This window comes from Streptomyces sp. NPDC006430, from assembly GCF_040612395.1.
Classification (GTDB): domain Bacteria; phylum Actinomycetota; class Actinomycetes; order Streptomycetales; family Streptomycetaceae; genus Streptomyces.
This window is the reverse complement of the sequence record NZ_JBEXQA010000002.1, coordinates 141,138-162,182: the sequence shown is the minus strand read 5'-3', so window position 1 is coordinate 162,182 and position 21,045 is coordinate 141,138. Positions and strand designations below refer to the sequence as shown.

20 protein-coding genes are annotated in these 21,045 nt (G+C 71.6%); 11 read left to right on the top strand and 9 right to left on the bottom strand.

Features of this window, described 5'->3' with window-relative positions:
• Nucleotides 1-42 precede the first annotated feature (42 nt).
• Nucleotides 43-384, top strand: coding sequence for a hypothetical protein (locus tag ABZZ20_RS03815; RefSeq protein ID WP_356866401.1), 342 nt, complete (start codon nucleotides 43-45; stop codon nucleotides 382-384).
• 102 nt (nucleotides 385-486) lie between these two features.
• On the opposite strand, the gene hutH is transcribed toward ABZZ20_RS03815, so the two are convergent.
• The 5 genes from hutH to ABZZ20_RS03790 form a co-directional block, all read right to left on the bottom strand.
• Nucleotides 487-2,028: a histidine ammonia-lyase gene (gene hutH, locus ABZZ20_RS03810; RefSeq protein ID WP_356867195.1), complete on the bottom strand. Its 1,542-nt coding sequence runs from the start codon at nucleotides 2,026-2,028 to the stop codon at nucleotides 487-489.
• A gap of 84 nt (nucleotides 2,029-2,112) precedes the next feature.
• Complete coding sequence (locus ABZZ20_RS03805; protein ID WP_356866399.1) at nucleotides 2,113-3,228, bottom strand: GGDEF domain-containing protein; 1,116 nt, start codon at nucleotides 3,226-3,228, stop codon at nucleotides 2,113-2,115.
• Nucleotides 3,229-3,569: 341 nt separating this feature from the next.
• Complete coding sequence (locus ABZZ20_RS03800; RefSeq protein WP_356866397.1) at nucleotides 3,570-4,370, bottom strand: enoyl-CoA hydratase-related protein; 801 nt, start codon at nucleotides 4,368-4,370, stop codon at nucleotides 3,570-3,572.
• A gap of 246 nt (nucleotides 4,371-4,616) precedes the next feature.
• Complete coding sequence (locus ABZZ20_RS03795; RefSeq protein WP_356867193.1) at nucleotides 4,617-5,702, bottom strand: adenylate/guanylate cyclase domain-containing protein; 1,086 nt, start codon at nucleotides 5,700-5,702, stop codon at nucleotides 4,617-4,619.
• Nucleotides 5,703-5,895: 193 nt separating this feature from the next.
• Nucleotides 5,896-6,774, bottom strand: a complete 879-nt coding sequence (locus ABZZ20_RS03790; protein WP_356866396.1) for a biotin--[acetyl-CoA-carboxylase] ligase — start codon at nucleotides 6,772-6,774, stop codon at nucleotides 5,896-5,898.
• Between the two features lie 131 nt (nucleotides 6,775-6,905).
• On the opposite strand from ABZZ20_RS03790, the gene ABZZ20_RS03785 reads away from it, so the two are divergent.
• The 4 genes from ABZZ20_RS03785 to ABZZ20_RS03770 all read left to right on the top strand — a co-directional run bounded on the left by ABZZ20_RS03785 (nucleotide 6,906) and on the right by ABZZ20_RS03770 (nucleotide 9,650).
• Nucleotides 6,906-8,501, top strand: coding sequence for an acyl-CoA carboxylase subunit beta (locus ABZZ20_RS03785; RefSeq protein ID WP_356866394.1), 1,596 nt, complete (start codon nucleotides 6,906-6,908; stop codon nucleotides 8,499-8,501).
• A gap of 19 nt (nucleotides 8,502-8,520) precedes the next feature.
• Nucleotides 8,521-8,727: an acyl-CoA carboxylase epsilon subunit gene (locus ABZZ20_RS03780; RefSeq protein WP_356867191.1), complete on the top strand. Its 207-nt coding sequence runs from the start codon at nucleotides 8,521-8,523 to the stop codon at nucleotides 8,725-8,727.
• 144 nt (nucleotides 8,728-8,871) lie between these two features.
• A complete protein-coding gene (locus ABZZ20_RS03775; protein WP_099889787.1) occupies nucleotides 8,872-9,003 on the top strand; it encodes a hypothetical protein in 132 nt (43 codons plus the stop codon).
• A 32-nt stretch (nucleotides 9,004-9,035) separates the two neighbouring features.
• Nucleotides 9,036-9,650 carry a nucleoside triphosphate pyrophosphatase gene (locus ABZZ20_RS03770; protein ID WP_356866392.1) on the top strand — a complete coding sequence of 205 codons (615 nt, stop codon included), beginning with the start codon at nucleotides 9,036-9,038 and terminating at the stop codon, nucleotides 9,648-9,650.
• Here the strand turns inward: ABZZ20_RS03770 and ABZZ20_RS03765 are convergent.
• Nucleotides 9,631-10,179, bottom strand: coding sequence for a hypothetical protein (locus ABZZ20_RS03765; RefSeq protein WP_356866390.1), 549 nt, complete (start codon nucleotides 10,177-10,179; stop codon nucleotides 9,631-9,633). The genes ABZZ20_RS03770 and ABZZ20_RS03765 overlap by 20 nt on opposite strands.
• Before the next feature lie 367 nt (nucleotides 10,180-10,546).
• Here ABZZ20_RS03765 and ABZZ20_RS03760 point away from each other — a divergent pair, with 367 nt between their 5' ends.
• Nucleotides 10,547-12,310, top strand: coding sequence for a biotin carboxylase N-terminal domain-containing protein (locus ABZZ20_RS03760; protein ID WP_356866388.1), 1,764 nt, complete (start codon nucleotides 10,547-10,549; stop codon nucleotides 12,308-12,310).
• 114 nt (nucleotides 12,311-12,424) lie between these two features.
• Here the strand turns inward: ABZZ20_RS03760 and ABZZ20_RS03755 are convergent, their stop codons facing one another.
• The gene (locus tag ABZZ20_RS03755; RefSeq protein WP_356866386.1) at nucleotides 12,425-12,937 is read right to left on the bottom strand and encodes an FG-GAP repeat protein; all 513 of its coding nucleotides are present in this window, start codon (nucleotides 12,935-12,937) and stop codon (nucleotides 12,425-12,427) included.
• A gap of 91 nt (nucleotides 12,938-13,028) precedes the next feature.
• Between ABZZ20_RS03755 and ABZZ20_RS03750 the strand changes: the two genes are divergently transcribed.
• Both ABZZ20_RS03750 and ABZZ20_RS03745 read left to right on the top strand, forming a co-directional pair.
• Complete coding sequence (locus ABZZ20_RS03750; RefSeq protein ID WP_356866384.1) at nucleotides 13,029-14,225, top strand: polymorphic toxin-type HINT domain-containing protein; 1,197 nt, start codon at nucleotides 13,029-13,031, stop codon at nucleotides 14,223-14,225.
• A 142-nt stretch (nucleotides 14,226-14,367) separates the two neighbouring features.
• Nucleotides 14,368-14,940, top strand: coding sequence for a hypothetical protein (locus ABZZ20_RS03745; RefSeq protein WP_356866382.1), 573 nt, complete (start codon nucleotides 14,368-14,370; stop codon nucleotides 14,938-14,940).
• Between the two features lie 52 nt (nucleotides 14,941-14,992).
• On the opposite strand, the gene ABZZ20_RS03740 is transcribed toward ABZZ20_RS03745, so the two are convergent.
• Together ABZZ20_RS03740 and ABZZ20_RS03735 are read right to left on the bottom strand one after the other, a co-directional pair.
• Nucleotides 14,993-15,940 carry a DeoR/GlpR family DNA-binding transcription regulator gene (locus tag ABZZ20_RS03740; RefSeq protein WP_356866380.1) on the bottom strand — a complete coding sequence of 316 codons (948 nt, stop codon included), beginning with the start codon at nucleotides 15,938-15,940 and terminating at the stop codon, nucleotides 14,993-14,995.
• A gap of 175 nt (nucleotides 15,941-16,115) precedes the next feature.
• Complete coding sequence (locus ABZZ20_RS03735; RefSeq protein WP_356866378.1) at nucleotides 16,116-17,555, bottom strand: NAD(P)H-quinone dehydrogenase; 1,440 nt, start codon at nucleotides 17,553-17,555, stop codon at nucleotides 16,116-16,118.
• Nucleotides 17,556-17,739: 184 nt separating this feature from the next.
• On the opposite strand from ABZZ20_RS03735, the gene ABZZ20_RS03730 reads away from it, so the two are divergent.
• The 3 genes from ABZZ20_RS03730 to ABZZ20_RS03720 all read left to right on the top strand — a co-directional run bounded on the left by ABZZ20_RS03730 (nucleotide 17,740) and on the right by ABZZ20_RS03720 (nucleotide 20,935).
• Nucleotides 17,740-18,177: a gamma-glutamylcyclotransferase gene (locus tag ABZZ20_RS03730; protein ID WP_356866376.1), complete on the top strand. Its 438-nt coding sequence runs from the start codon at nucleotides 17,740-17,742 to the stop codon at nucleotides 18,175-18,177.
• 247 nt (nucleotides 18,178-18,424) lie between these two features.
• On the top strand, nucleotides 18,425-19,231 hold the full coding sequence (locus ABZZ20_RS03725) for a purine-nucleoside phosphorylase (RefSeq protein WP_356866374.1): 807 nt from the start codon (nucleotides 18,425-18,427) through the stop codon (nucleotides 19,229-19,231).
• A gap of 33 nt (nucleotides 19,232-19,264) precedes the next feature.
• Complete coding sequence (locus ABZZ20_RS03720) at nucleotides 19,265-20,935, top strand: phospho-sugar mutase (RefSeq protein WP_356866372.1); 1,671 nt, start codon at nucleotides 19,265-19,267, stop codon at nucleotides 20,933-20,935.
• The last annotated feature ends 110 nt before the right edge of the window (nucleotides 20,936-21,045 follow it).

Below are 21,045 nucleotides of genomic sequence, written 5' to 3'. Positions count from 1 at the left end.
CGCACACGGCCAATTCGCTGCTTCCGCAAGGGGGATCGCACCGTGTCCGCACGCCGACCGCTGCTCACCGCTCTCGGAGCGACCACCCTCCTCGCCGCCCTCTGGTTCGTGCCCTCGGCCAACGCCACCGCACCCGGGTCCGCGGCATCCGGGTCGGCCGCGCCGCAATCCCCCGCGCCCGCGTCCGCGAACGCGTTCGGGTCCGACACGGTGACCACCGTGGAGGGCCCCTCGGCCGCCTCGCCGCAGACGGCCGGGCAGGTCCCGCTGGGGCTCGCCGACACCGGCGGGATCGACACCACCCCGTACCTGCTGGGCGGCACCCTCTGCCTGGGCCTAGGGGCCGGGTTCGTCACCTTCTCCGTACGCCGCTCGCGTTCCTAGCCCGCGGGCCGCTCGGGCCCCGTACACGTACGGAGGGGCCGCCCCCGGGAAACGTTTCCCGGCGGCGGCCCCTCCGCGGTACGGCAAGGGTGGGGCGAGGGGTCAGGCGAGCGGACCCGTCACCGGCTCCACCGCGGCGACGAGGCCGCCCGTACGGACGAACGCGTCGGCGGCGGCCAGGTCAGGGGCGAGGAAACGATCCGGCCCAGGACCCTCCACACCAGCCGCGCGAGCCGCCGCGATGGCCGCCCGGCTGGCCGGGGCCGGGGTCAGACCGTGGCGCAGCTCGATGGCCCGGGTGGCCGCGTACAGCTCGATCGCGATGATCCGGGTCAGGTTGTCGACGGCGGTACGGAGCTTGCGCGCGGCCGACCAGCCCATCGAGACGTGGTCCTCCTGCATGGCGGAGGAGGGGATCGAGTCGGCGGAGGCCGGCACGGCCAGTCGCTTCATCTCGCTCACCAGGGCGGCCTGCGTGTACTGCGCGATCATCAGACCGGAGTCGACACCGGCGTCGTCCGCGAGGAACGGCGGCAGGCCGTGCGAACGGTTCTTGTCGAGCAGCCGGTCGGTGCGGCGCTCGGCGATGGAGCCGAGGTCGGCCGCGGCGATGGCCAGGAAGTCCAGGACGTACGCGACCGGGGCCCCGTGGAAGTTGCCATTGGACTCCACGCGCCCGTCGGGCAGCACCACCGGGTTGTCGACGGCCGAGGCGAGCTCGCGCGAAGCCACCAGGGCGGCGTGCGCCATGGTGTCGCGGCCGGCGCCGGCGACCTGCGGGGCGCAGCGCACCGAGTACGCGTCCTGCACGCGCGGGGCCGACTCCTCCTGGAAGTGCCCGGTGAGCCCGGAGCCCTTCAGGACGGCGGCCATGTTCGCGGCGGAGGCGCCCTGGCCCGGGTGCGGGCGGATGGCGTGCAGCTCGGGCGCGAGGACCCTCTCCGTGCCGAGCAGCGCCTCCAGCGTCAGCGCGGCGGTGATGTCGGCGGACTTGTAGAGCTTGTCGAGGTCGGCGAGGGCCATGACGAGCATGCCGAGCATGCCGTCCGTGCCGTTGAGGAGGGCGAGCCCCTCCTTCTCGCGGAGCTCGACCGGCGCGATCCCGGCCTCGGCGAGGAGCTCACCGGCGGGGCGGACGACGCCGTCCGGCCCCTCGGCGTCGCCTTCGCCCATCAGGGCGAGCGCGCAGTGCGAGAGCGGTGCAAGGTCGCCGGAGCAGCCGAGCGAGCCGTACTCGTGGACGACGGGCGTGATGCCCGCGTTGAGCACGTCGACCATCGTCTGGGCGACGGACGGCCGGACGCCGGTGTGCCCGGAGGCGACGGTCTTCAGGCGGAGGAACATCAGGGCGCGAACGACCTCCCGCTCGACGCGCGGGCCCATGCCCGCGGCGTGGGAGCGGACGATGTTGCGCTGGAGCTGGGCGCGCAGCTCGGGGCTGATGTGCCGGGAGGCGAGGGCGCCGAAGCCGGTGGACACCCCGTAGACGGGTTCGGGCTTGGCGGCGAGGGCATCGACGATCTCGCGGGCGCGGGCGAGGGCGTCGAGCGCCTCGCCGGACAGCTGGACCCGTGCGTTGCCGCGGGCGACGGCGATGACGTCTTCGGCGGTGGTCCCGGACGTCCCCACCACGACAGTGTGCATATCCATATTCAGCACCCTACGGACTGAATCGCTTCATGTCACTAGCGACTTTCACGAGGGACCCTTACGCCGCCGCGAACGGATCTACGCCCGGCCCCGGAAGCGACGCCGCTCACCGGCCGCCTCCTGCTGGGCGGCGTCGGCCAACCGGACCACGGCGGTGTCCCGGCCGGCGACGACGGGCTTGGGGGAACGGGCGGCCTTGGCCTTGTACTGGGCGGCGTCGGCCAGCCGGAACAGCCGCCGGGAGGACTTCACGAGCCCGATCGGGTCCCCGGTGGAGGCGACCCCGCACGCCACGCCCTCCCCCAGCTCCAGCTCGGCGGCGCGCAGGCACAACTCCTCGGTCACCCGTACCACCTGGTCAGCGGGGGGTCCCACGCTCAGCAGGCAGAACTCGTCGCCGCCGAGCCGGGCCACGAGCGCGCCGGGCAGCATCGCCCCGCAGAGGCTGAGCACGGACCCGAACCGCTCCAGCAGCCGGTCGCCCATGGCGTGCCCGAGGGTGTCGTTGACCCGCTTGAGCCCGTTGAGGTCGCACACCACGAGGCTGACGACGGTCCCGGCGCGGCGGTGCTCCTCAAGGGCCTCGTCCAGCCGCATGTCGACGGCGCGGCGGTTGGCCAGGCCGGTGAGCGGATCGGTGAAGGCCAGCCGTCGGGCTTCTTCGAGGCGGTCGTTCTGGGCGAGGCCCGCGGCGACGACGGCGGCGAGGACGGTCGCGAACTCGGCGTCGTCCTCGTCGAAGTCCGCCATGCCCTCGTCCCTGGCCACGTACAGCTCGCCCCAGGCCCGCCCGCTGAGCACGATGGGGGCGACGACGCAGGTCCCGCGCCCGCGCCTGCGCAGGGCTTCGCCGCGCCGCCCCGGGCGGCTCCCACCGGCGCTCTCCACCCAGGCGTGCGGGCCGCCGCCCCCGACCCAGCGTTCGTGCAGGAACTCGGTGATCTCGGGGAAGTCGTGCACGGGATACGACTCGTCCTCGGGGAACTCGACCTCCCCGGCGCGCCGCTCGCCCTCGTTGACGAGCACCCGCAGCCGCCCCCGCTCCCGCTCCCACGCGGAGATCGCGGCGAACGACCCGTCCATCGCGAGGCGCGCCCCCCGCGCAGCCGCCCGGACGCTGTCCCGCGGCGCGCACGCCGCGGCCATGGCCTGCGCAAGGCCCACGACGGCTCGCAGCCGCCCGTCGACTCCCATCACCCCAGATTAGGGAGTTTTGTCTAACTTCGTGGTCTACCCCTCGTACCCCGGTCCGCCGTCGGGGGCGGCGCGCGCTGCCGCACCCGGTGGAGACGGTCGCGAACACAGCCGTCCGGTTGCGCGGCGGGTGCGCCCGTCCGCTGGAACCGGGGTCGGCGACCTCCGGAAGCGTGATGCACGCCTCGCTCGGCGGGTCGAGCAGCACGGCGGTCTGCGGTCTGCGGCCTGCCGTCGGAACCTACGCGGGTACGGGAACTGCGCGCCCCGTGCAGACGCCTCGACGGCGCAGTCGGTTGCTCAGCGCCGGGTCACCAGGACTGCACCGACCTGCGCGCGCCCTACAAACCCGGCCACTGCGGCTTGCGCTTCTCGTTGAACGCGGCCACGCCCTCCGCGCGGTCGCCGGAGAAGGCCACCGTCCGCCAGGCCGCGTCCTCGATCTCCAGGCCTGCCGCCAGGTCCATCCCGTGGCCCAGCCGCAGCGCCCGCTTGGCCGCGCGCAGGCCGACCGGCGAGTTCGCGGCCATCCGGGCGGCCAGGGCCAGCGCCTCGTCCCGGTCGCGGCCGGCCGGGACCAGGGAGTCCACCAGGCCCAGGGAGAGCGCCTCCGGGGCCTCCACCCGCCGGGCGGTGAAGATCAGCTCGGCGGCCCGGGCGGCGCCCACCCGGCGCGGCAGCAGCTGCGTGCCGCCGCCGCCGGGGATGACACCCACCGACACCTCGGGCAGGCCGACCACGGCCGTCTCGTCGGCGACGATCACGTCACAGGCCAGGGCCAGCTCGAAGCCGCCGCCCAGCGCGAACCCGTGCACCGCCGCGATCGTCGGCATCGGCAGCTCCAGGACGCCCCCGTACGCACCGCGCGTGGTGGGTCGCTGCCGTACCAGCTCGGCGTCCGACAGGGAGTTCCGCTCCTTGAGGTCGGCGCCGACGCAGAACGCCCGCTCGGCCGTGGAGGTGAGCACGACCACCCGTACCGACGGGTCCGCGGCCAGCGCGGCGCAGGCCGCTCCGACGGACCGCGCCATCTCCGTGGAGACCGCGTTCATCGCCTTGGGCCGGTCCATCGCCAGCTCCGCGACGTGCCCGTCGCCCTCCCGACGTACCGCGACGAATTCTCCGAAGCGCTGCTCAGACATGCCTGCGACCCTCCCGGTTAACGAGCGTTACCGCCGCACTCTAGTGCCCGTGGCGCGCGGGAAGGAGACCCCCGGCCCACCCGTTCCGCTCCCTCTGGCGGAGCAGCCCCGCGGAACAACCTCGCGGGTATCGGGCGATCCGGCAACGGGCGATCCGGCAACGGCGGTCGGGGCGAGGGGAGGATGGATCGGCCCGAGGCCCCGGGCAGGCGGGCGCGCCGACCGGGAGGCACGGCAGCCGGCCCCTCAGCCCCTCGGCTTCCTCCGGGTCAGCGACCAGGGCTCGACCACGCCCAGTCCGCGGACCGGCCGCTGCCACATCGGCTGGAGCGCGAAGCGGTAGGCCCCGCCGCCCTCCTCGGACTCGGCTTCCTTCTCCGACACCGGGGCGGCGCCGGTCCGGCCGAGTTCCTCCGCCATCGCCCCGTCCACCAGGACGGCGTCCTTGGGGGCTATCGACGTCAGGCGGCTCGCCAGGTTCACGGTGGTGCCGAAGACGTCGCCCATGCGGGTCGTCACGGTGCCGAAGGCGATCCCGACCCGCAGTTCGGGCATCTGGGGATCGGCCTCCATCGTCTCGATGAGCCGCAGTGCGATCTCCGCCGCGGTCGCCGCGTCGTCGGCGCAGTACAGGACCTCGTCGCCCAGCGTCTTGATCAGCCGGCCGCCGTGCGCGGCCACCAGGTCCGCGGAGGTCGTCTCGAAGGACTCGACCAGCTCGCCGAGCTCCTCCTCCTCCAGGCGGCGGGTCAGACGGGTGAAGCCCACCAGGTCCGCGAAGCCCACGGCGAGGCGCCGGTCGACCATCTCCTCGTCGTCCGCCACCTGCACCACGCGCCCGGTGGCCGCCGCCAGCTGCCGCCGCCACACGTAGACGAGGAATTCTTCGAGCTCGGGCAGCAGCAGCTCCACCAGCGGGTACGTGACCTCGGTGCGGGTCATCCCGGGCTCCGGCGGCTCCGTCAGCCCTTCCAGGAAGGAATCGATCTGCCATTCCGCCAGTCGGGCGGTGGTCTGCCCGGTCGACCGTGCCACCTGCACGGCCATCGGCTCGCTCAGCAGCCCGGCCTCGACCAGACCGGCGAGCCGGCGCAGCGCCAGGACGTCCGCCTCCGTGAGGGCCTTGGCCTGGCCGATGTCCGCGAAGCCCATCGCCCGCCAGAAGCGGGAGGCGAGTTCCATCGAGACCCCGGCACTGCGGGCCGCCTGGAAGGGGGTGTACCGGCGCTCGGCGCCCAGGATCAGCTGCTCCAGCCGGATGGCGAGCGGATCCGCGGTCGGCTGGGCGGTGTGGTCGACCTCGTGGAGGGGAGTGTGCTGGTCACGCCCGATCGGTGTGCCCGGGCCGGTTGGCCCGGGGGCGGACGCGCTGGACGTAGGGTCGTCGACGGTCAAGGGCCGCCTCCTGTCCATTCCGTGCGCTCTGCCCTGCCGAACCGGGTGATCACCGAGAGGACCGGGATCGCCTAAACCATACGGCAGGTGTGCCGTAGCTCACTCCCCACTCCCCGCAGTGGCGGCAGTGCTACCGCGCCGACCGCAGGTGCACCACGTCCCCGGCCCCCACGGTCTCGTGCCGGTCCTCCGCCGTACGGACGACGAGCCGCCCGTCCGCGTCCACCGCTTCGGCCGTCCCGGTGAGCGTGCGGCCTCCGGGCAGGTCCGCCCGCACGTGCCGGCCGAGCGTGACGCAGTCCGCCGCGTACGCCTCCTGGAGGCCGCTGGCCGCCGGGTCCCCGCCGGCCGCCCGCCAGTCCCCGTACCACTGCTCCAGGGAGCGCAGGACGGCCTTCAGCAGGGGCTCCCGGTCCGTCACGGCGGCCTTCGCCAGCATCAGCGAGCCCGCTTGCGGCACCGGCAGCTCGTCCTCGGTCAGGGTGACGTTGACCCCGATGCCGAGGACGATCCCGTCGCTCACCCGCTCGGCGAGGATGCCGCCGGTCTTGCGTTCCGCCCCGCCCACGGTGACCAGCAGGTCGTTGGGCCACTTGAGGGAGGCGTCCACGCCGGACGCCCGGGACAGCCCGGTCGCGGCAGCCACCCCGGCGAGCAGGGTCAGCCAGCCCCACCGCTCCTGCGGTACGGCTGGGCCCGGCTTGAGCAGGACGGAGAAGAACAGCCCGGACCGGGCCGGCGCGACCCAGCTCCGGTCCAGCCGGCCTCGTCCGGCGGTCTGCTCCTCGGCGATGAGGACGGCCCCCTCGGGCAGCTCCCCGGCCCGGGCCGCGAGATCGGTGTTGGTGGAACCGGTGGAGTCGACCACCTCCACCGACGACCACAGCCCCGTGTCGGTGACCAGGGCCCGCTCCAGTGCGGCGGCGTTCAGCGGCGGCCGGTCGAGGTTCGACCAGCGGCCCGCGGAGGCTCCCGAGGGAGCTCCTCCTGATGCATCTGATGGCGTCATGCAACCCACAGTAGGTGTGTCAAACGCCGCACTGCCGAGCGCCATGCCCGCCGATACGCTACGCACCAGTAGCCAGCAGTAGTCAATCAATTGACCAGGCAGTTGACACCACACAGGGAGCCGCGACCCCGATGTCACAACCCTCAGAGCCGATCGACATGCACACGACCGCGGGCAAGATCGCGGACCTGCAGCGCCGCATCGACGAAGCCACTCACGCCGGGTCCGCGCGGGCAGTGGAGAAGCAGCACGCCAAGGGGAAGCTGACGGCGCGTGAGCGGGTCGCCCTGCTGCTGGACGAGGGGTCCTTCGTCGAGCTCGACGAGTTCGCCCGGCACCGGTCGACCAACTTCGGGCTGGAGAAGACCCGCCCCTACGGCGACGGCGTCGTCACCGGCTACGGCACGGTGGACGGCCGCCCGGTGGCCGTGTTCTCGCAGGACTTCACCGTCTTCGGCGGGGCCCTCGGCGAGGTCTACGGCCAGAAGATCATGAAGGTGATGGACTTCGCGCTGAAGACCGGCTGCCCGCTCGTCGGCATCAACGACTCCGGCGGCGCCCGCATCCAGGAAGGCGTCAGCGCGCTGGGCATGTACGGCGAGATCTTCCGCCGCAACGTGCACGCCTCGGGCGTGATCCCGCAGATCAGCCTGATCGTGGGCCCCTGCGCGGGCGGCGCCGTGTACTCCCCCGCCATCACCGACTTCACCGTGATGGTCGACCAGACCTCGCACATGTTCATCACCGGCCCGGACGTCATCAAGACGGTCACCGGTGAGGACGTCGGCTTCGAGGAGCTGGGTGGTGCCCGCACCCACAACTCCACCTCGGGCGTGGCCCACCACATGGCCGGGGACGAGAAGGACGCCATCGAGTACGTCAAGTCGCTCCTGGCGTACCTGCCGTCGAACAACCTCTCCGAGCCGCCCGCCTTCCCGGAAGAGGCGGACACCGAGGTCTCGGACGAGGACCGCGAGCTCGACGTCCTGATCCCGGACAGCGCGAACCAGCCGTACGACATGCACGCCGTGATCGAGCACGTGCTGGACGACGCGGAGTTCCTGGAGACCCAGTCGCTCTTCGCGCCGAACATCCTCACCGGCTTCGGCCGGGTCGAGGGGCACCCGGTCGGCATCGTCGCCAACCAGCCCATGCAGTTCGCCGGCTGCCTGGACATCAACGCCTCCGAGAAGGCCGCCCGTTTCGTGCGGACCTGCGACGCCTTCAACATCCCGGTGCTGACGTTCGTGGACGTACCGGGCTTCCTGCCGGGCACGGACCAGGAGTACAACGGAATCATCCGACGCGGCGCGAAACTGATCTACGCGTACGCCGAGGCCACCGTCCCCCTGATCACCGTCATCACCCGCAAGGCCTTCGGCGGCGCGTACGACGTCATGGGCTCCAAGCACCTCGGCGCGGACCTGAACCTGGCCTGGCCGACCGCGCAGATCGCCGTCATGGGCGCGCAGGGCGCGGTGAACATCCTGCACCGCCGTGCGATCGCCGAGGCGGAGGAGGCGGGCAACGCCGAGGAGACCCGGGCCCGGCTCATCGCCGAGTACGAGGACACGCTGCTCAACCCGTACACCGCCGCCGAACGGGGTTACGTCGACGCGGTGTGCATGCCGTCCGAGACCCGGGCGCACGTGGTCAAGGGGCTGCGCCAGCTGCGCACCAAGCGCGAGTCCCTGCCCCCGAAGAAGCACGGCAACATCCCCCTCTAGACCCCAGGAGGTCTCCGTGGTGATCAAGGTCGTCAAGGGGAACCCGACGCCCGAGGAGCTGGCCGCCGCACTGGCGGTGGTCCAAGCGCGCGCGGCGGTGCTGGCCTCGGCACCGTCGGGCGCGCCGCGGGTGACGGACGAGTGGGCGGCGCCGGCCCGGGTGGCACGGCGCACGCTGCCGCAGCCGGGGCCGCGCGCGTGGGCCCGTACGTACTGGCCCGGCTAGGGCTGTGACCGGAAGGGTCGGCCGGTGAACCCTTCCGCCACAGCGCCAGAGCCGCTGCCGGACCCGAAGATGGTGTGAACGGACCGTGGCGCCTGAGTACCCGTACTCAGGCGCCACGGCCGTCTGCGGGGCCAGGATCGGGGCATGCTCTGGTCAGACCCGAAGAACGAGCCGCCCAAGGACATGCGCGACGCGCAGGCGATGGTCCGGCGGATGACCGTCGTGGTCGTCCTCGCGATGCTGGTGGTCGTGTACGTCCTGGGCGTGGGCTTCTAGGGCGTGTCCGGGCCCGGATCGCCCCGCCTACGATGACGGGCATGACTGAAGCCGCCCACGCCCTCGTCCTCGCCTCCGCCTCACCCGCCCGGCTGAACCTGCTGCGCCAGGCCGGGCTCGCCCCGCACGTGATCGTCAGCAATTTCGACGAGGACGCGCTCGACGCGGAGACCCCGGCCGAACTGGCGCTGGCACTGGCCGAGGCCAAGGCGGCCGTCGTGGCGGCCACGGACGAGGCTGCGGGCGCCCTGGTGATCGGCTGCGACTCGGTGCTGGAACTGGACGGCGAGGCGCTGGGCAAGCCGGCGGACGCCGAGGAGGCCACCGCCCGTTGGAAGGCGATGCGCGGCCGGTCCGGCGTCCTGCGCACCGGTCACTGCGTCATCGACACGGCGACCGGGCGTCAGGTCTCGGCGACGGCGTCCACGACGGTCCGGTTCGGCGAGCCGACGGACGCGGAGGTGGCGGCGTACGTGGCGAGCGGCGAGCCGCTGCACGTGGCCGGCGCCTTCACCCTGGACGGTCTGTCGGCGCCGTTCATCGACGGGATCGACGGGGACCACGGGAACGTCATCGGGTTGTCGATGCCGCTGCTGCGCTCCCTGCTGGGCGAATTGGGCGTTTCCATCACGGACTTGTGGGCTTGAGCTCCCCGAGCGGCCCGGGCGGGGCCGGTGGCGCGTCGTGGACGTCCCCGGCGTCCGGGGTGCCCGCTGGGCCCCCGGGGCCGCCCCGGGCCCCGTTCTGGGCCCCGTTCTGGCCCGTGTAGAGCGTCAGGGTCAGGACGAGCAGGCAGAGGATCAGCATCATCGCCACGAAGGCGCCCCAGCCGACCAGGCCGACGCTGAGCGCGCCGAGCAGCGCGTGGGTGACGGCGGCCGTGATGAGCACGGTGCGGGCGAAGCCGCCCGGGGCCCGGTCGCGGACGGCCGCGACGGCGAGGAGCACGGCGCACAGGAGCAGGAACGCGCCGATGCCCGCCCCCATCGCATATGTTGCTGTGGACATGACATCGGGATCCATGCCGGCGATGGACATCGACTGATTGTGGGTGGTCCTACCCAGCACGATGTGGACGAGAACGAGCACCGCCGCCTCGGCGACGAGCACGATCGCGGCCGACCCGGCCACGAGCCTGCGCAGCACGACGCCCACGACGACCCACCCCTCCCCCACGGCTCCCCGGCCACAAGCCTGTTCGACGCCCTGGAGGCTACTAACGGGTAAACGTGCGGACAAGGGGTCCGGACCGCTTCGTTACGCGAAGGCCCCAGGGCAGCGATCACGCAAAGAATCTGTGGGCCGTTCGTAGGGACTCGACAAAGAATCACGGGGGGCCGCTGACCCGGCGGACAGAGACCTCGGATACAACACGGGGTTACTGTGCAGTCGGGGATCCCCCTGACCTGGGGCGCCACAAGGGCTTTCCTCGCTTGAGGCGGACTCGAATCACACTCCGTGTGGGCAAGGTCACCTCTAGGGAAGGGTCGAAACGCCGTGTGGGCTGTCCCTAAACTCAGCTTGTTTCAAGGAGGGAGCCATCGTGCGCAAGGTGCTCATCGCCAACCGTGGCGAAATCGCTGTCCGCGTTGCTCGGGCCTGCCGGGATGCCGGAATCGCGAGCGTAGCCGTCTACGCCGATCCGGACCGGGACGCTCTGCACGTCCGCGCGGCCGACGAAGCTTTCGCGTTGGGCGGTGACACCCCGGCCGCCAGCTACTTGGACATTTCCAAGGTCCTGCAGGCCGCAGCCGATTCCGGCGCGGACGCCATCCATCCCGGATACGGCTTCCTCTCCGAGAACGCCGACTTCGCGCAGGCCGTCCTGGACGCGGGCCTGACCTGGATCGGCCCGCCGCCGCAGGCCATCCGCGACCTCGGCGACAAGGTCGCCGCCCGGCACATCGCGCAGCGCGCCGGCGCCCCGCTGGTCGCCGGTACGCCGGACCCGGTCTCCGGGGCCGAGGAGGTCGTCGCGTTCGCCAAGGAGCACGGCCTGCCGATCGCGATCAAGGCCGCCTTCGGCGGTGGCGGGCGCGGCCTGAAGGTCGCCCGCACCCTCGAAGAGGTGCCCGAGCTCTACGACTCGGCGGTCCGCGAGGCCGTCGCCGCGTTCGGGCGCGGCGAGTGCTTCGTCGAGCGCTACCTCGACAAGCCGCGGCACGTCGAAACGCAGTGCCTGGCCGACTCCCACGGCAACGTGGTCGTGGTCTCCACGCGTGACTGCTCGCTCCAGCGCCGCCACCAGAAGCTGGTGGAGGAGGCCCCCGCGCCGTTCCTGTCCGAGGCGCAGAACGCGGAGCTGTACGCCGCTTCAAAGGCGATCCTGAAGGAAGCCGGCTACGTCGGCGCCGGCACCGTCGAGTTCCTCGTCGGCACCGACGGCACGATCTCCTTCCTGGAGGTCAACACCCGCCTCCAGGTCGAGCACCCGGTCACCGAAGAGGTCACCGGCATCGACCTGGTCCGCGAGATGTTCCGCATCGCCGACGGCGAGGAGCTCGGCTACGGGGACCCGGTCCTGCGCGGCCACTCCTTCGAGTTCCGCATCAACGGCGAGGACCCAGGCCGCGGCTTCCTGCCGGCCCCGGGCACCGTCACGAAGTTCGCCGGCCCCTCCGGCCCCGGCGTCCGCCTGGACGCGGGCGTGGAATCCGGCAGCGTGATCGGCCCCGCCTGGGACTCGCTGCTGGCCAAGCTGATCGTCACCGGCGCCACCCGCGAGCAGGCCCTCCAGCGCGCCGCGCGCGCCCTGGGCGAGTTCGAGGTCGAGGGCATGGCCACGGCCATCCCCTTCCACCGCGCGGTCGTCGCCGACCCCGCGTTCGCGCCCGTCGACGGGACCCCGTTCACCGTCCACACCCGCTGGATCGAGACCGAGTTCGTCAACGAGATCCCGGCGTTCACGGCCCCCGCGGCCGAGGACGTCGACGAGGAGCCGGGCCGCGAGACGGTCGTCGTCGAGGTCGGCGGCAAGCGCCTGGAGGTCTCGCTGCCGTCCTCGCTGGGCATGACCCTGGCCCGTACGGCCGCTGCCGGTGGAGCCAAGCCCAAGCGCCGCGCCGCCAAGAAGTCCGGCCCGGCCGCCTCCGGCGACACCCTCGCCTCTCCGATGCAGGGCACGATCGTCAAGGTCGCGGTCGAGGAGGGCCAGCAGGTCAACGAGGGCGACCTCGTCGTCGTACTGGAGGCCATGAAGATGGAGCAGCCGCTGAACGCGCACCGCTCCGGCACGATCGTCGGCCTGGCGGCCGAGGTCGGCGCGAGCCTCACCTCGGGCGCCCCGATCTGCGAGATCAAGGACTGATCCCGCAGGTCGCAGGAACGAAGTCGGCCCCCAGGACCCTTTTCGGGTCCTGGGGGCCGACGTCATGTGCGGCGCCCGGCGGTCACCAGGTGCCGGGCGATGCCTCCCAGCTCTTCAGCGGGGGTTCGAACCCGCCGTCGGTGCGGTCGGTGCGCCCTTGAAGGTGAAGACCGCGCTGCCTCCGGCGTAGTAGTTGTACGTGATCGCGATGTCGTCGCGGCCGTCCCCGTTGAAGTCACCGGTGACGTGCTTGGACTCGTTCCAGCACCCGTTGCCGTTGCCGGACCTCCAGCTGCCGAAGGAGGCGTTGAACGTGCCGTCCGCCTTCGCGAGAAGGTGTGGGTGCCCGTGTTGCAGCTGCCGTGGTCGTACATCATGCCCAAGTCGCCGCGGCCGTCGCCGTTGAAGTCGCCCGCCAGGTCGGTGCGCAGGTCGGCCGTGCGGTCGGCCGTCTTGTGCTCGACGCTGACGCCCGTGGTGTGGTTGTGACGGATGTAGCCGCCCGAGAAGTCCTCGCGGGGGCCGTCGTACTCGTCCGACTGCGGGTAGCCCAGGAAGCTCTTCTCGGCACCGAGCGAGAGCCGAAGGCGGAGCCGTCGGCCGGCTGACGGCCGGGGAACACGACACGGCTACCGGCCGGTTCCCATCGGTCGCCCCCGTTGTCGACTTCAACGAGCCCAAGCAGCAGAACCCTTACGTCTACGCGAACAACTCGCCGGTGACGTTCAGCGACCCCAGTGGTCTGTCGATCGCGCCTCCCACGATGCCGATCAAGGACTTCACGGACGCCGAGGCAGCCTGGGCCAACATGATCCAGGGCAAGAGCGCCCTGGACATCGCGCTCGAAGTCGCGATGGGCATCCCGAAAGACGCATCGGGATACAACGACATCCGTGACTGCCTGGGCGGTGACTGGGGCGCCTGCGCAGGCCTCGCCCTGGACGCGGCGCTGCCCTTCGCGGGCCGCGCCAAGCGCATCATCAAGGCACCGGACCGGGCCTGGGAGGCCTTCAACAGCTGGTCGCAGAAGCTTTCTTTGGCACGCGACATCCTCAGGCGGGTCGAGCGCTATCAGCAGGCGAGGGCGAAGTACGCCGAGGACCTGGCCGAGTGGAAACGGCAGATAGAGGAAGCCGCCGAACGAGCGAGAAAACTGGAGGAGGAAGCAGCGGCGAGCAAGGACACCGACAGCGGCGGGACCGAGACGACAGCTCCTGCCTGCAACAGCTTCGTCCCCGGCACCAAGGTCCTGATGGCCGACGGCTCCTCCAAGCCCATTGAGGACGTCGCCACCAACCCGGAGTCCGGCGCCACCGCTGCTCAGCCGGTCGTCGCACAGATCTTCGGTGAGGGTCAGAAAAACCTCGTCGAGATCACGATCGATACCGATGGCGCACACGGCGACGCGTCCGAGAAGCTGACCGCCACGGACGGCCACCCGTTCTGGGCGCCGAGCCTGGACAAGTGGCTGAAGGCGACCGATCTCACAGCCGGCCAGTGGCTCCAGACCTCGTCCGGTACCTGGGTACAGGTGACCGAGGTCAAGCGCTGGACCCAGCACCAGAAGGTCCGCAACCTCACTGTCGCCAGCGAGCACACCTACTACGTGCTGGCGGGCTCCACTCCCGTCCTGGTCCACAACTGCGGCAAGGGCGACGGGAAGAAGGTCGAGTCTCCGGCCTTCAAGAAGGACCCTTACCACCCGAAGGAAGTGGAGGAGCGGTCCATCCCCCAGGAGGTTCACGACACCGTGGACGCGATCCGAAGCGGCGCGATCGACCAGCGCATATCCAGCGGCGACTGGATACCTATACGCGACGCCGGGACACCCCCGGCAGGGCCGCCAGGTGGGTCGGCGCGACTATTTACACAAGGGTGGGAGAAGCGGGCAAGACCACCGCGAACAACACCTTGACCAGAGTTCTCGTCGACCGGCACGGCAACATCGGCTACGTGCTCGGGCATGATTACAACGCGGTGCATCATTATCCCTGGGGCACACTGCCTGGCGCATTCACAGGCCGCTCCGGGCCAGCCCGACGACGATAGGAAAGGGAATGCCTGAGCAGTCGGAGTGGGAAGTGCAACTCGCCATGGCGGGCCTGTCCGTACAGAAGACAGCCGTCATCCCCGCAGGAGCAATCCCTCCTGCAGTCGCGGGTCAGATGGTGAGCTGCCTCCCTGGAGACACCCGAAGCGAATCCTGGGTGGACGTGGAGGACCCGCTCCTCCATGAGAAGGCGAATTCCGACTGGTACCGCCTCTCGATCACGAACGGACTTTTCGAGGAAGACGATCCGACCTTCTTCATCGCGCTTCAACCGCTCGGCGAAGAAGGCCCGTCCCAATGGATCTGCGTGACACTGCAGCCCTCCTGGGACCTCATGGGAAAGGGCGCGGCCGGACTTCTCGGCAGCGCCCATGGACGCCCGGAGTTCCTCGCGCTGTCGCGTGACGGAAGCGTGTTGTGCTGCGGCACCACATCGCAATTTGCGATCGGCACGGTGGTGGTGACATCACCGGACCGTTCAGAGGTCCTCCGGAGATTCGCCCGCTATCTCAGCACCTCCGAGATCGGTTATCCGGAGTCTCGCGCCGCCGCCCGACGGTGGCTCGACAGCACCGAATGACACAGATGCCCCACCGGGCACGCCCGGTGGGGCATCTGCACTCCCGGCGGAACTACCGCCGCCGCATGTCCGCCACCCTCGCCCGCTCCCGCTCCCCCTGGTCCGACAGGGGGGAGGCGCTGCGGAGCTGGGCCGTCGGGCCGCCGCGTCGTTGCACGGGAAGGGGGGACTCCCGCCGCGGCCGACGGCCCTGTATGCCGTCCGCCGCTGCGGAGGCGACGGAACCGGCCACGGTGATCTGGACGCCCTGGTCCGCCAGGGCCTGGAGCTCCGTGGCCGCGCGGTCGTCGTGCGGTGGCGGCTCGTCCGTCACCAGGCGGGTCATCACGTCCGTCGGCACCGTCTGGAACATGGTGTCCGTGCCGAGCTTCGTGTGGTCCGCCAGGACGACGACCTCCGCCGCCGCCTGGACCAGCGCACGGTCCACGCTCGCGGACAGCATGTTGGACGTGGACAGCCCGCGCTCGGCGGTCAGGCCGCTGCCGGAGAGGAAGGCGCGGGAGACCCGGAGCCCCTGGAGGGACTGCTCGGCGCCACTGCCGACGAGGGCGTAGTTGGACCCGCGCAGGGTGCCACCGGTCATCACCACCTCCACCCGGTTGGCGTGGGCCAGCGCCTGGGCGACCAGCAGCGAGTTGGTGACGACGGTCAGTCCGGGCACCCGGGCGAGCCGGCGGGCCAGCTCCTGGGTGGTGGTGCCCGCGCCGACTACGACGGCCTCGCCCTCTTCGACGAGGCCGGCGGCCACGTCGGCGATGGCGGTCTTCTCCGCCGTGGCGAGATGGGACTTTTGCGGAAAGCCGGACTCCCGCGTGAAACCGCCCGGCAAGACCGCACCGCCGTGCCGGCGGTCGAGGAGTCCTTCTGCCTCCAGCGCCCGCACGTCCCGCCGTACGGTCACTTCGGAGGTCTGGACGACGCGGGCGAGCTCCCGGAGCGATACCGCTCCGTTGGCCCGCACCATTTCGAGGATCAATTGACGACGTTCTGCAGCGAACACGAAACTGACAGTAACCCGGGCGACCGTCTGGTTTCAGCTCCTTGCGGCGAAATACCGAAGTTGTCCATAAAGTGGGGCGACTAGTGGTATACGCAGCCGAACGGCTGAGTGAACGTCTCTCCACCCTCCGCCGCCCCGCCCCAAGTCCCCGTCCGACGTGGGGCGGTGACCGCCCCTACGCCTCGCCGGCCGTCTTGCGCGTGTGCAGCTGGCGTGCCACCTCGGCGATCGAACCCGACAGCGAGGGGTACACGGTGAACGCGTTTGCGATCTGCTCGACGGTCAGGTTGTTGTCGACCGCGATCGAGATCGGGTGGATCAGCTCGCTCGCGCGCGGGGAGACGACCACACCGCCGACGACGATGCCGGTGCCCGGGCGGCAGAACATCTTCACGAAGCCGTCCCGGATGCCCTGCATCTTGGCGCGCGGGTTGCGCAGCAGGGGGAGCTTGACCACGCGGGCGTCGATCTTGCCCGCGTCCACGTCCGCCTGGGTGTAGCCGACGGTGGCGATCTCCGGGTCGGTGAAGACGTTGGAGGAGACCGTCTTGAGGTTCAGCGGGGCCACGGCGTCGCCGAGGAAGTGGTACATCGCGATGCGCCCCTGCATGGCGGCCACCGAGGCCAGCGCGAACACGCCGGTCACGTCACCGGCCGCGTACACGCCGGGCGCGGACGTACGGGAGACCTTGTCGGTCCAGATGTGGCCGGACTCCTTGAGCCGGACCCCGGACTCCTCCAGGTTCATGTCCTTGGTGTTCGGGATCGCGCCGACCGCCATGAGGCAGTGGGTGCCCGTGATGACCCGGCCGTCGGAAAGGGTGACCTCGACCCGGTCGCCGACCCGTTTGGCGGACTCGGCGCGGGAGCGGCCGATGACGTTCATGCCGCGGCGGCGGAAGACGTCCTCCAGGACGGCGGCGGCGTCCGGGTCCTCGCCCGGCAGCACTCGGTCGCGGGAGGAGACCAGCGTCACCCGGGACCCGAGGGCCTGGTAGGCGCCGGCGAACTCCGCACCGGTGACGCCCGAGCCGACCACGATGAGCTCCTCGGGGAGCTCGTCCAGGTCGTAGACCTGGGTCCAGTTCAGGATGCGCTCGCCGTCGGGCATCGCGTCCGGGATCTCCCGGGGGTGACCGCCGGTGGCGATGAGCACGGCCTCGGCGGTGAGGATCGTCTCCGTGCCGTCGGCGGCGGTGACGATGACGTCACGGGTGCCGTCGATGCCCTGCGGGCCGCCGAGCTTGCCGCGTCCGCGCAGCACGCGTGCGCCCGCCCGGGTGACCGAGGCGGTGATGTCGTGCGACTGGGCGAGGGCGAGGCGCTTGACGCGCCGGTTCACCTTGCCGAGGTCCACGCCGACGACGCGCGCGGCCTGCTCCAGGGGCGGGGTGTCGTCCGCGACGACGATGCCGAGCTCCTCGTACGACGAGTCGAAGGTCGTCATGACCTCGGCGGTCGCGATGAGGGTCTTGGAAGGTACGCAGTCGGTCAGGACCGATGCTCCGCCGAGGCCGTCGCAGTCGACGACGGTCACCTCCGCGCCGAGCTGGGCCCCCACCAGGGCCGCCTCATACCCGCCGGGTCCGCCGCCGATGATCACGATCCGGGTCACGAAAACTCCGCCTCACGTCTACCCGGCCGGCTGCCGCCCCGGCCGGGGCTTCCGGGGGTCTCCCCGGGGGATGCATTCCGTGCTCCATTGTCCCGCACGCTTCAAGGTGCTTCTCCCCCGGTCCGGCCATCCGGGCACGGGCCGGGCAGGGCGCCATCCCCGCCCCTCCCGTACCCTCGACCTCATGTCGCTCTACGCCGCGTACGCCGGCAACCTCGACCCGCGGCTGATGACGCGCCGCGCTCCGCATTCGCCGCTGCGCGGCACGGGCTGGATCAATGACTGGCGGCTGACCTTCGGCGGTGAGCAGATGGGGTGGGAGGGCGCCCTGGCGACGATCGTCGAAGCCCCCCGCCACCAGGTGTTCGTCGCCCTCTACGACATCGCCCCGCTGGACGAGGACTCGATGGACCGGTGGGAGGGCGTCGGGCTCGACATCTACCGCCGGATGCGCATCCGCGTCCACACGCTCGACGGCGAGGAGGCGGCCTGGTGCTACGTGCTGAACGGCTACGAGGGCGGCCTGCCCTCGGCGCGCTACCTCGGCGAGATCGCTGACGCGGCCGACTCGGCGGGCGCACCGCACGACTACGTGATGGAACTGCGCAAGCGCCCCTGCTGAGGCCCACCGGGCCTCCCGGGCCTCCCGGGCCTCCCGGGCCTCCCGGGCCTCCCGGGCCTCCCGGGCCCTCGGGCCTCCCGGGCCCTCGGGCCTCCCGGGCCCTCGGGCCTTCGGGCCCTCGGGCCTTCGGGCCTTCGGGCCTTCAGGGTCCTCCGGGACGATTCGGCGGAAACGACAAGGCAACGATCCGAACACCGTGAGCTGAGTCATCTACGCGCGTAGGCAATGACCGGTTACGCTCGTCGGCGTGAACGCATCTGTTACCGACCCCTTCGCCGACGCCACCGCCGCAGCCGCCCGCCTGCGCGAGCTCACCGGCGTCGAATCCCACGATGTCGCCCTCGTCATGGGCTCCGGCTGGGCTCCCGCAGCCGAGGCGCTGGGCGCGCCCGAGGCCGAGTTCCCGGTCACCGAGCTGCCCGGCTTCCCGCCGCCCGCCGTCGAGGGCCACGGCGGCAAGATCCGCTCGTACAAGATCGGCGACAAGCGGGCGCTGCTCTTCCTCGGCCGGACCCACTACTACGAGGGCCGCGGCGTCGCCGCCGTCGCCCACGGCGTGCGCACCGCCGTCGCCGCGGGCTGCAAGACCGTCGTCCTGACCAACGGCTGCGGCGGTCTGCGCGAGGGCATGACGCCCGGCCAGCCCGTCCTGATCAGCGACCACCTCAACCTGACGGCCACCTCGCCGATCGTCGGCGCGAACTTCGTGGACCTGACCGACCTGTACTCGCCGCGCCTGCGCGCGATGTGCAAGGAGATCGACGAGACCCTCGAAGAGGGCGTCTACGTCCAGTTCCCCGGCCCGCACTACGAGACCCCGGCCGAGATCAACATGATCCGCGTCATGGGCGCCGACCTGGTCGGCATGTCCACGGTGCTGGAGGCCATCGCCGCCCGCGAGGCCGGCGCCGAGGTGCTCGGCATCTCCCTGGTCACGAACCTGGCGGCGGGCATCTCCGGCGAACCGCTCAACCACGAAGAGGTGCTCCAGGCCGGCCGCGACTCGGCCGCGCGCATGGGCAAGCTGCTGACCCAGGTCCTCGCCCGCATCTGAGACACCGGCACCGTACGAGAGAAGGCGGAAGTAGTGCAGGAACAGGACGACCTGATCACCCGGGCCCAGGCCTGGCTGGCGGAGGACCCGGACCCGGAGACCGCGGCCGAGCTCGCCGCGCTCATCGAGTCGGGCGACTCGGCGGAACTCGCGGACCGGTTCTCCGGCACCCTCCAGTTCGGCACCGCCGGACTGCGCGGCGAGATCGGCGCCGGCCCGATGCGGATGAACCGCTCCGTGGTCATCCGGGCCGCGGCGGGCCTGGCGGCCCACCTGAAGGCCGAGGGCCACACCGGCGGCCTGGTCGTCGTCGGCTACGACGCGCGGTACAAGTCCGCGGACTTCGCCCGTGACACCGCCGCCGTGATGACCGGCGCGGGACTGCGCGCGGCCGTCCTGCCCCGCCCCCTGCCCACGCCCGTGCTCGCGTACGCCATACGGCACCTGGGTGCCGTCGCCGGCGTCGAGGTGACCGCGAGCCACAACCCGCCCCGGGACAACGGCTACAAGGTCTACCTCGGCGACGGTTCGCAGATCGTGTCCCCCGCGGACACGGAGATCGCCGCGCAGATCGCCCGCGTGACGGCGCTCGCCTCCGTCCCGCGTCCGGAGTCCGGCTGGGAGGACCTCGGCGAGGAGGTCCTGGAGGCCTATCTGGCCCGTACGGACGCCGTCCTGACCCCCGGTTCCCCCCGGGGCGTGCGGACCGTCTACACGGCCATGCACGGGGTCGGCAAGGACGTCGTGATGGCGGCCTTCGCCCGGCACGGCTTCCCGGCGCCGGTGCTCGTCGCCGAGCAGGCGGAGCCGGACCCGGCCTTCCCGACGGTGGCCTTCCCCAACCCGGAGGAGCCGGGCGCCATGGACCTGGCCTTCGCCAAGGCCGCCGAGGTGCTCCCGGACATCGTGATCGCGAACGACCCGGACGCGGACCGCTGCGCGGTCGCCGTCCCGGACGGTGCGGCCTCGAACGGTTGGCGGATGCTGCGCGGCGACGAGGTCGGCGCGCTGCTCGCCGCCCACCTGGTCCACAAGGGCGTGTCGGGTGGTGACAGGAACAGCGTCTTCGCCGAGTCCATCGTCTCCTCGTCCCTGCTGGGGCGGATCGCGCAGGCGGCGGGCATCGGCTACGAGGAGACCCTCACCGGCTTCAAGTGGATCGCCCGCGTGGAGGGCCTGCGCTACGGCTACGAGGAGGCGCTCGGCTACTGCGTGGACCCCGAGGGCGTCCGTGACAAGGACGGCATCACCGCCGCCCTGCTGGTCGCGGAGCTGGCCTCGGAGCTCAAGGAGCAGGGCCGCACCCTGGTCGACCTGTTGGACGACCTGGCGATGGAGCACGGCCTGCACGCCACCGACCAGCTGTCGGTCCGCGTCTCGGACCTGTCGGTCATCGCTGCGGCGATGGCGCAGCTGCGGGCGCAGCCGCCGGTGTCGCTGGCGGGCCTGCGCGTGACGTCGGCCGAGGACCTGTCCCGGGGCACGGAGTCGCTGCCCCCGACGGACGGTCTGCGCTACTACCTGGAGGGCGAGTACGAGGCCCGGGTGATCGTGCGCCCGTCGGGCACGGAGCCGAAGCTGAAGTGCTACCTGGAGGTCGTGGTCCCCGTGGAGGAGGCCGCGGACCTCGCCCCGGCCCGCACCCGCGGCCAGGAGGTCCTGGACGCGATCAAGAAGGACCTCGCGGCAGCAGCCGGCATCTAGCGCTGTGGCCGGAAAGCCTTGCCGGTGACCGGTGAACTTTCCGGTGACCAGCGCTGGCCCTGCCCCGTGGACCATCGGCCCCCGAGCTCAGGCTCGGGGGCCGTCGTCGT